At 52.2% G+C, this 8,957-nt stretch carries 10 protein-coding genes; 6 read left to right on the top strand and 4 right to left on the bottom strand.

Annotated elements, in window-relative coordinates; all coding sequences use genetic code 11:
* On the bottom strand, positions 1-686 hold a 686-nt coding region (locus tag ACOJWD_RS12390), incomplete at its 3' end, for a Ger(x)C family spore germination protein (RefSeq protein WP_486993544.1).
* On the bottom strand, positions 676-2,472 hold the full coding sequence (locus ACOJWD_RS12385; RefSeq protein WP_486993543.1) for a spore germination protein: 1,797 nt from the start codon (positions 2,470-2,472) through the stop codon (positions 676-678). The genes ACOJWD_RS12385 and ACOJWD_RS12390, both read right to left, overlap by 11 nt.
* Positions 2,473-2,563: 91 nt before the next feature.
* On the opposite strand from ACOJWD_RS12385, the gene holA reads away from it, so the two are divergent.
* Positions 2,564-3,550: a DNA polymerase III subunit delta gene (holA, locus tag ACOJWD_RS12380; RefSeq protein WP_486993542.1), complete on the top strand. Its 987-nt coding sequence runs from the start codon at positions 2,564-2,566 to the stop codon at positions 3,548-3,550.
* A gap of 47 nt (positions 3,551-3,597) precedes the next feature.
* On the opposite strand, the gene rpsT is transcribed toward holA, so the two are convergent.
* The gene (gene rpsT, locus ACOJWD_RS12375; protein ID WP_486993541.1) at positions 3,598-3,873 is read right to left on the bottom strand and encodes a 30S ribosomal protein S20; all 276 of its coding nucleotides are present in this window, start codon (positions 3,871-3,873) and stop codon (positions 3,598-3,600) included.
* A 59-nt stretch (positions 3,874-3,932) separates the two neighbouring features.
* Between rpsT and ACOJWD_RS12370 the strand changes: the two genes are divergently transcribed.
* From ACOJWD_RS12370 to ACOJWD_RS12350, 5 genes are all read left to right on the top strand, one after another.
* Positions 3,933-4,265 carry a hypothetical protein gene (locus ACOJWD_RS12370; protein ID WP_486993540.1) on the top strand — a complete coding sequence of 111 codons (333 nt, stop codon included), beginning with the start codon at positions 3,933-3,935 and terminating at the stop codon, positions 4,263-4,265.
* A 46-nt stretch (positions 4,266-4,311) separates the two neighbouring features.
* Positions 4,312-5,514, top strand: a complete 1,203-nt coding sequence (gene spoIIP, locus ACOJWD_RS12365) for a stage II sporulation protein P (protein ID WP_486993539.1) — start codon at positions 4,312-4,314, stop codon at positions 5,512-5,514.
* 78 nt (positions 5,515-5,592) lie between these two features.
* Complete coding sequence (locus ACOJWD_RS12360; protein ID WP_486993538.1) at positions 5,593-6,861, top strand: phenylacetate--CoA ligase family protein; 1,269 nt, start codon at positions 5,593-5,595, stop codon at positions 6,859-6,861.
* Positions 6,862-6,890: 29 nt separating this feature from the next.
* Complete coding sequence (locus ACOJWD_RS12355) at positions 6,891-7,196, top strand: EthD family reductase (RefSeq protein ID WP_486993537.1); 306 nt, start codon at positions 6,891-6,893, stop codon at positions 7,194-7,196.
* On the top strand, positions 7,189-7,956 hold the full coding sequence (locus ACOJWD_RS12350) for an enoyl-CoA hydratase-related protein (protein ID WP_486993536.1): 768 nt from the start codon (positions 7,189-7,191) through the stop codon (positions 7,954-7,956). The genes ACOJWD_RS12355 and ACOJWD_RS12350 overlap by 8 nt, the downstream gene beginning before the upstream one ends.
* Here the strand turns inward: ACOJWD_RS12350 and fdhD are convergent.
* Positions 7,943-8,743: a formate dehydrogenase accessory sulfurtransferase FdhD gene (gene fdhD, locus ACOJWD_RS12345; RefSeq protein ID WP_486993535.1), complete on the bottom strand. Its 801-nt coding sequence runs from the start codon at positions 8,741-8,743 to the stop codon at positions 7,943-7,945. The genes ACOJWD_RS12350 and fdhD overlap by 14 nt on opposite strands.
* Positions 8,744-8,957 lie beyond the last annotated feature (214 nt).

Raw genomic sequence — 8,957 nt, 5'->3', positions numbered from 1 at the left:
GCTTTAATAAAGGAGTTATGGCGATATAGAGCGACATGGTTTACGGTGACACCTGATTGATAGGATGTGAGGAGCGGCAAGACTAAGTCGACGCCTGGGGTCAATAGCCGATCGGACATTTCCCAAAAACGCACCCCAAGCATGAACTGTTGACAGGTCGTACAGGAAAAGAGTTGGTCGTAGTACTCTCCGGGGAAATGAGCCTGAGTCATTTTTAAGCCGACCACTTTGGAATACGGTTCGGTAGCGGCAGCGACAAACGGTGTTTTGTCGAGACTACCGATCCGATCTAACGTGGAGGACACTTGCGAAAATAACGTGGGTCCCAGTTTAGTGGAAAAGACGATGAAAAGGACGTGGCCTAAATAGAGGTCTCGCTGGGTTTTGGCTTGGGCGTCGGAAAACGCTTGTGCTACGGTATAGCCGGTGCCCGTAAGGACCGAAAAGGCGGCTGAAGAACTGCCGCCAGCGGCACCAGACCCGCCGCTTGAGGAGGCGAGACCGGTCGGAGTGGGAACGGAAAAATACACCGTCAGCATGTGAGGCTTATTTCCGGGGTAAAAGCCCATCGATAATATGAGGTCGCGCGAATCCAGAGACTTATCGTCCCAGCAACCGGTGAGACTGAAGAGCAATAGAATGGCCAGAAAGATCCCCTGACACGCCTTTTTCACCCTATTCGACATGACCGATCCTCTCGACCTGGGCTTGATGTAATTGGGGATGCAACATCGGATCGGCGTTCCAATTGGACGACTTCCGCGGATGGAGGGTGCGTAAATAGGTGGGACGTTTAGTTAAAGCGGAATCCGGGAACCGCATGATACTGTCTTTAAGATCACGCCACCGATAAGGCCCGAATGGCGAGAGGTAAGGAACCCCAAAGTTTTCCAAGGAGGCCAGATGCCCGAGGATGCCGACAAGGCCCAAAATAATGCCATAGAGGCCAAAAAAATAAGAGAGCGTCACCAAAAGCCAAAACAGGACGCGCCAGGGAACAGCCATTTCATAGGAAGGCGAGGTATAGAGACCGAGCGCTGTGAGCGTGATAATGACAATCATGAGAGGAGAGACAATCCCGGCCTTGACCACGGCGGTACCCACGACAATCGCACCGACGGTGCCAAGCGTCGTCGACAGTTGTTTTGGCAGCCGAATGGCCGCTTCTCGCAAGACCTCAATGATAATCCACATCGTTAATACCTCAAAAATTGGGGGCAAGGGTAATCCCACGCGTGATCCGGCAACGGTAATAATTAGTTTGGTGGGCAGTAACTCCGGATTGACGCTGGTTAAGGCAATGTACAGAGGCGGCAATAATAGACCGAGGAAGAGCCCTAAAAAGCGTATGATACGTTCAACGGTGGCCGACCAAAAGCTCATGGTGTAGTCCTCCAAAGTTTGGTAAAAATCCATTAGGGTGTTCGGCACCATCAGCGCAAACGGATTATTATCCACCATGATGCAGACTTTTCCCATCGTCAGTTCGCGGGCTACCACGTCCACGCGCTCCGTACTCCGGACTTGAGGAAAGAGTGATGAGGGGTGCGACGCCAGGAGCGGCACCAGCTGTTCCGATAGATGGAGTGAGCTTATCTTTCCTGACGAGAGCTTACGTTTGACGGCAGCCACCAGTTCGGGATTGGTGAGCCCTTCGATATGCGCGACGATGACGTCAGTGGAGGTGAGTTCGCCCATCGTTATGAGGTCAAAATGGAGTAGCGGAGATTTGATGCGAGTGCGCACCAGGTTCATTTGAGTCAACACCACTTCGTTGAACGCTTCCTGAGGGCCTTTAACCGCGCGTTCAGTAGAGGGAGTTGTCAGAGCCCGTGCGGGATACTTGACGGTGTCTAGCACCAGAACTTCGTGAGATCCTTCTACGAAGAGGATGGTGTTGCCTCCCATGAGCTTAACATAGAGCTTGGACCAACTGGTTTCCATCGTGGCATGACCGATCGTCACCACGCTATCATGAACAATTTGATGCATGCGATCGGGGTCTCGTGTTAGCTTGGAGGCTTTTTCATATTCCTGGGCCACCAAGATGGTGTCTTGGTCGATCATTTGATTGTCGGCGAGGCCATCTTCGAACACGATTAGCGCCGGAATTTTTGGAGCGGTACCAATAAAAAAGCGACGAATATTGATGTCCGGTGATTGCCCGACGGTATTTTTTAGACGATTATAGGCATCGTCCACATCTCCTGAAATTTGATCCAGGTTAACGCCTGCGTCGAGGTCGGCAATGAGCGCTTCGAGTCGGTTAGAAAATGTTTTCGTTTCGGTAATGAGGTCTTTCACCACGGTGACGCTGCTCGGGCCAATATCCTCTAATACGTGGGCCGTGTCACTCATATTGGTACTGAGGCGATGCGCTTCTTCCTGAGCTACTGTGGTCGTGGCCGGGAGAGTCGGGTCGCCATGGGTGGATGCAGTGTCTTTCTTGGATTGGCGATTAAATGGCCACATGCGACGGCTCCTCTTTTTCTGATGGTCATCTCTTGATACAATGTGGCCAACTTTCGTAGAGGATATTCGAAAGAGGGAGGGACGCAGCCTCATGACCATCGAAGAAGCCTTGGCGGTTCTCGAACGTGGTACCATCGAACCCCTCTATGTCATTTGTGGTCCTAATCGATATTGGGGTCAAATATGGCTTAAACGGGCGCGGGAAAAGTTTTTGGGAAGCGCGAAAGATACCGGAATGGTGCGTCTTGACGCTACCGCCGATATCAAGGCGGTGTTGTTGGAATTGGCAGCAGACGGGTTTTTTTCGTCCAAGAAGATGGTCATCGTGGACAGCCCGCGCTGGAACAAGAAGGATGAAATCATTGGTGACTATCTGCGTCATCCGGTCACGGATAGCCTCTTGGTATTGATCGAAGATAAGCTCTCGACAGCGGTAGAAAAAGTTGTTGGCAATCATCGCATCATTGATCTAAAACCGCTCAGTGTAGTGTCTTTTCGGCGCTTTGTGGAAGAAGAAGCGACACAACGCAAGATTCAATTTGCCCAAGGAGGCCTCGACGAATTGTTGCTTCGTGTGAAGGGCAATGAATATCAGACCATTCAAGAATTGGAAAAGATGGTGCTTGTGGGATTAGATCGGTGGTCCAAAGCGGACGTGGCGGACCAGGTACTGCCGCTGCCGGAGGATCGGCCCATCTGGGATGTGACTGATGCGCTTTTGCGGCGCGATGTGAAGCTTACTATCAGCCTCATCAGCCAACATCTCGGTGCTGGGGTGGCGCCGTTGATGTTATTCATTACGATGTCCCGGCAAATCATTCTTCTTGATCACGCTAAATCAGCACAAGCTCAGGGGCTCTCGATATCGACATTTCAACGGCAGCAGGGACTGAAAGACTTTGTCGCCAAAAAGGTGTGGGGAGCGGCACGCGCATTTGAGAGCGAGGCACTCAGTCTCATGCTTGAATGGGCGTATCGCATTGATGTATTTATGAAGACTGGTTATGGCGAGCCCGAAGTGTGGCTCTTGATGTGGGTCGCGCTCATGGCGCCACCCAGTATTTCGAGGAGAAGATAGAGAAATAAAAATCCCTCCGGACCAACCGGAGGGTTAAAGGAATAATCCTAGCTCGCAGACTGCTTGGCTCTTTGCAAACGCAGGGCTAATCGCGACTTAAGCCGACTGGCATTGTTACGGTGAATGGCACCTTTTTGGGCTGCTCGGTCGAGACGACCGTGGCAGAACTTAAGGGCGGTTTCCGCTGCTGAAAAATCACCACGATTGAGAGCGTCTTCAAAACGCCGAGTCGCGGTACGTACCATGGTCTTGCGAATTTTATTGCGCAAGGTTCGTACTTGGGTTTGACGAATACGTTTTTTGGCAGACTTAATATTGGCCACGCCGATACCTCCTGACAGCAAATTATATCATGTGACAGAACGGTGGTAAAGGAAAAGTCATGACAAAAGGCATAGTTTGGCGATTTTTTATGGTTCTTTTTACCTTATGGGGAATCGATCTGATTGGCGTTGGGATGCATCTGACCATCGTGGATATGATGATCTTAGCGGTATTACTGGCGCTCTTTAATAATTTTTGGGTTTGGCTTTTGGGGACTTCGCGGGGACTCACCGGACGCACCGTCGTCTCCTGGATAGGGACCATGGTTTCGCTGTATTTAGGAGGGAAAGTTCTACCCCATGCCACCGTGCCACCATTGGCTGCCATTACCGCGGGAAGCATACTTTGGATCATGGGCCAACTTTTTCCGTCGTTCTTTGGGGTGTGGTAGTCTATTGAACCAGTATTTACCATAGGATAGTGGCGGGGGTGATGGTATGTCGCGGTGGCGTCCACCCGTCGTCATTTGGATTCGAATTGTGAAAAAAAACCAATACTGGAAAATGCGTAGGCGTCAACATTCTCGCTCACTCCCTTGGCGCACGGCCAGTATTTACGGAATGGTTCTCGCCCTCGCAGGATTGGTTCTTTTCAAAGTCCCGCCAGGCGGTGCCACAATGCCGGTCAGTGCACACCTTGCGCAGTCCCAACCCTCACTCATGGACCGCATGGTGACCGAATTGGATGCCCCTGCAACCACATTGAAAGTGTGGATTAATGACGGCATGCCGATCGTTGGATTCACGTTAAATCCTAGTAACTTTAAGTGGCATGTCAAAGGCTTGGCGCTGGCTGCCATCACGGAATTTTCGGGAGTGCGCTTAACCAGCCTCTCTTCACTTCTGGCCATGGGTATGCCGCAACTGAGTGCTGTAAGTCCCCCCTCCATGGCGGCACTAAAACCGAGGACTGCCCCACGCCGGCCTGCCCATTCTGGGGCGCCTGATAGCATTGAGCCGGGACTGCCGGGTGACGGAGGGCGCATTTGGGCTCAGGTAGGACAAGATCCCTTGGTCGGAATTTATCAGACGCACAGTCTTGAGTCGTTCTGGTCATATGTGCCCGAAAGCTCTTCTGCCGCGTATTCTACCGACTGGTCTAAAACGATTGTGCAGGTGGGATGGTGGCTGGCTAACGATCTCCATCAGGAGGGGATTTCAGCGGTCCAGTCTCGCGTGGATAATATGTCCCAAGGGCTCCTGGCCAGCTACAGTCAGAGTTACTATACGGCACGAGACCTATTGCGGTGGTATCCGACGGTTCGGATCCTGATTGACTTACACCGAGCGGACAGTGATATCCCTATCGTCAGCATTCATCATCAAGACACCGCTAAAATCCTCTTTATTGTCGGGACTAATCAACTCATGGCTAATCCATTTTGGCGAGAGAACCTCGCTGTGGCGATGAAGCTGGCGCAAGCGCTCAAACAGATCGCGCCGGGGATTCTGCGGGGATCGGGTGTCGACACCGTTCCTTATCGATACAATCAACAACTGATGCCTGGAGACGTGATGATTGAAATCGGCGGGGAGAACAATTCGCTGGCGGAAGAGCACGTTGCGGTGAATGATTTGGCCAAAGCGATCGTTCAGATTTATGGAGGGCCGGGAGTTCGTAAGCTGCCGAAGGCGCCGTGATCGTCGGAAGCTTTCGAAATGTGGGTCATTGACCCTTAAGAGGGAGAAAGTTACCATGATCCCATGGGGGGATGGAGAGTGATTTGGAACCGCGGCGCAGAGACCATGGAGAGAAGTCGCTTACAGGATTTGCAGCGGACGCGTTTAAGTTGGACCTTGGGATGGGCCCGTGATCGGGTCCCTTTTTATCGTGATCGGCTAAAAAAGGCGGATGTCATGAGTCGGCACCCATCTGAGGTGCTCCGCGAGCTGCCGTTTACGAAAAAGAGTGATTTACGCGATGCCTACCCACTCGGATTTCTTGCCGTACCTAAAAGTGAGGTGCGACGATTTCATGCCTCGAGTGGTACGCGCGGCAAACCGACGGTGGTTGCGTACACAGCACATGATTTGTCGGTGTGGGCGGAAGTCGTGGCGCGATCTTTAGCAGCGGCGGGAATGGTTCCCGGAGAGACACTGCAAAATGCCTATGGCTACGGATTATTCACAGGTGGGCTAGGATTGCATGGCGGGGCGGAGCGTCTTGGGGTCGCGGTGATTCCAGCTTCTGGAGGCCAAACAGATCGCCAGGTGCAGTTAATCCAAGATTTGCGTCCAGATGGGTTGGCGTGCACGCCAAGTTATGCGTTGTACATAGCAGAAACGCTCGAGACCTTGCACGTAGACCCTGCGGAAATTTCGCTTAAGCGCGGTATTTTTGGGGCCGAACCCTGGAGCGAGGGCATGCGGGAGCGTCTCGAATCCGCTCTGGGCATTGATGCGGTGGATATTTATGGTTTGTCCGAGATTACCGGTCCGGGCGTGGCAATGGAATGCGTGGAAGCGAAAAATGGTCTCCATCTCTTTGAAGACTTCTTTTACGCCGAAGTGATTCATCCCGAAACCCTTGAGGCGGTGGCGCCGGGGGAAGTGGGAGAATTGGTGTTGACGACACTCAGTAAAGAAGCCATGCCGATGATTCGTTATCGCACTGGGGATCTGGTTAGTGCGAGCACAGACCGCTGTGATTGTGGACGGACGATGATGAGAATTAGTCGGGTGTATGGTCGGTCCGATGACATGCTCATTGTCCGAGGGGTCAATGTCTTTCCCAGTGAAATCGAACGGGTGTTATTGCAGCATCCATCCTTAAGTGCTCAGTATCAGTTAGTCTGGGAAGGGACATCATCGCATCCTAACCTGGTCATTGAAATTGAGGGAACCCAAGGCCCGCAAGCGGCTCGCGATGTGGAAAAGAGGCTGAAAACCGCGCTTGGGGTGACGGTGATGGTACGCATTGTCACTGCGGGATCCATCCCGCGAAGCCAAGGGAAGGCGCTGAGAGTCATCAATCACGTTAAAGAGTAATCCTACGCTGTCAAGAGGAGGCCATCGAGATGGTGTCATTATTCGCCCTATATCAACGACCTGAAGATGAAAAAGAATTTTTGACTCACTATGTTGCGGTGCATGTTCCCCTAGCCCAAAAGATGCCGGGGCTCCTGAGCTTAGAGTGGGGGGCCACCGAAGGGCTGCCAACAGTGCCTCAAGACCCGTGGTTCTTGGTAGCGGAAATGCGATTTGCGACGCGCGAGACATTGTATGAGGCGCTGCGATCGCCAGAGGGGCGGGAGGCGGCTCTAGACATCGAGAAATTCGCCCACGGACTAGTCACGATGAGGATGGTGCAATGGCATGAGTAATATTCTGATAGAACATCGAGGAGCGGTAGCCTTAATCACTTTGAATCGTCCCGAGGCACTCAATGCCTTGTCGGGTGAGTTGATGGAGGAGCTAGCTCAGGGACTAACGGACCTGGACCGCAATGACATGGTACGAGTGGCGGTTATTACCGGGAATGCGCGTGCATTTGCGGCCGGTGCGGACATTAAGGAATTAAAGGGCAATACCGCTGTGTCGATGCTCTCCTCGCGGCAGATTACGCGTTGGGAGGCGATAAGGAAATTTTCGAAGCCGCTCATTGCGGCGGTGTCTGGATGGGCCTTGGGTGGTGGCATGGAATTGGTCATGGCCTGCGATATGGTGATTGCAGGAGACAACGCTCAGTTTGGTCAACCGGAAATTCGCATTGGAGTGATGCCGGGTGCGGGAGGCACACAGCGGTTGACCAAAACGGTGGGTAAAGCACGGGCTATGGAATTAGTCTTGACCGGACGTACGATGGGAGCGGAGGAAGCTTTACGAATGGGATTGGTCAATCATATTGTGGCGCGAGAGCAAGTGATTGCCCGGGCTATGGCACTTGCTGACACGATTGCACAAATGCCACCCATTGCGGTGAGATTGGCCAAAGAGTCGGTGCTCACGGCGCTTGATACTCCGCTTGAGATTGGGCTCAACCATGAACGACGATTATTCAGCCTTCTATTCGCAACAGAAGATCAAGAAGAAGGGATGGAAGCCTTCATCGATAAGCGACCTGCAGACTTTAAGGGACAGTAGGAGAAATAGCAGACGGAATGCGATCGGGATGCGTGAAGACGCTGAGTTCATTTTCCCTTAAGAAGCCAATCGCTGTAATGCCAAGCTGGTCAGCCAGTTTAATGCCCAGACTGGTAGGGGCAGCGTTGGAGGCAATCACGGAAATTCCCATGCGGCGTACCTTCCATACGATTTCTGCTGACAGGCGTCCAGAAAAGAGAATGGTGCTGTATTGCCATTGAATGCGTGGATCCATCAGCGCCGCGCCATAGACCTTATCTAGAGCGTTATGTCTTCCTACATCTGCACGCGCAAGGAGAAGCTCGCCTTCTTGAATAATCCCCGCGGCATGTAGACCTCCTGAATTCTGGGTGTGAGTCCAATGGGAGAGTTGGGAAAACGTCAGCTGAAGGTCCTTCAGATTAATCAGGGATGTGTGGCGGAGTGGAGCCACCCCTTCCGGGTTAAAGAAGCCTGGTCGGCTTTGGCCACAGCAGGAACCGAGATAGCGACTTTCTGGCAGTTGAACCTGGTAGTCAGGCACTCTGACCCAGATTTGGCCATCTTCTTCACGCCAATGATACCAGGTCAAGTCATGAGGAGTGTCAATAACATTCTCGCCGCTCAAAAAGCCTATGGTCCAGTCTTGGAGATCAATCGGTGTGAGGGCGACGGTGACATATTCCTTGCCATTCACAAAAAGAGTCACGGGAACCTCTTCCACCACTTGGGATTCTTCGCTCTCCCATTGCTGGTGATGATAGTGCCGACGACGGACCATACGGACCCCTGCTAACAGGTTTTCCACGTCCTTACTTCCTTTCTTTATGAGATGACGTCTCTAATTATTGTAACGGTTTTTCCTAAAATGTTCATACGAGAGTTCATCGGCACTTCCGGGGAGTCGCAAGCTCCGCCCTTCAGGCTAATCATTACCCACATTTTTCGTGTGACTGATGCGCCAAAGTATTTGTACAGTATCAGCCTGTACGGTGTGAATCTCACTCGGACAATCTTTTTCG

Source organism: Sulfobacillus sp. TH-112 (assembly GCF_057473405.1).
The sequence above is the reverse complement of the archived record's forward strand: the minus strand, read 5'-3'. Positions and strand labels throughout refer to the sequence as shown.

What these genes read in the sequence shown, in the direction of transcription:
- ACOJWD_RS12385 (WP_486993543.1), bottom strand. Translation starts at nt 2,472, where the DNA reads ATGTGGCCATTTAATCGCCAATCCAAGAAAGACACTGCATCCACCCAT.
- holA (WP_486993542.1), top strand. Translation starts at nt 2,564, where the DNA reads ATGACCATCGAAGAAGCCTTGGCGGTTCTCGAACGTGGTACCATCGAA.
- ACOJWD_RS12370 (WP_486993540.1), top strand. Translation starts at nt 3,933, where the DNA reads ATGACAAAAGGCATAGTTTGGCGATTTTTTATGGTTCTTTTTACCTTA.
- spoIIP (WP_486993539.1), top strand. Translation starts at nt 4,312, where the DNA reads ATGTCGCGGTGGCGTCCACCCGTCGTCATTTGGATTCGAATTGTGAAA.
- ACOJWD_RS12355 (WP_486993537.1), top strand. Translation starts at nt 6,891, where the DNA reads ATGGTGTCATTATTCGCCCTATATCAACGACCTGAAGATGAAAAAGAA.
- ACOJWD_RS12350 (WP_486993536.1), top strand. Translation starts at nt 7,189, where the DNA reads ATGAGTAATATTCTGATAGAACATCGAGGAGCGGTAGCCTTAATCACT.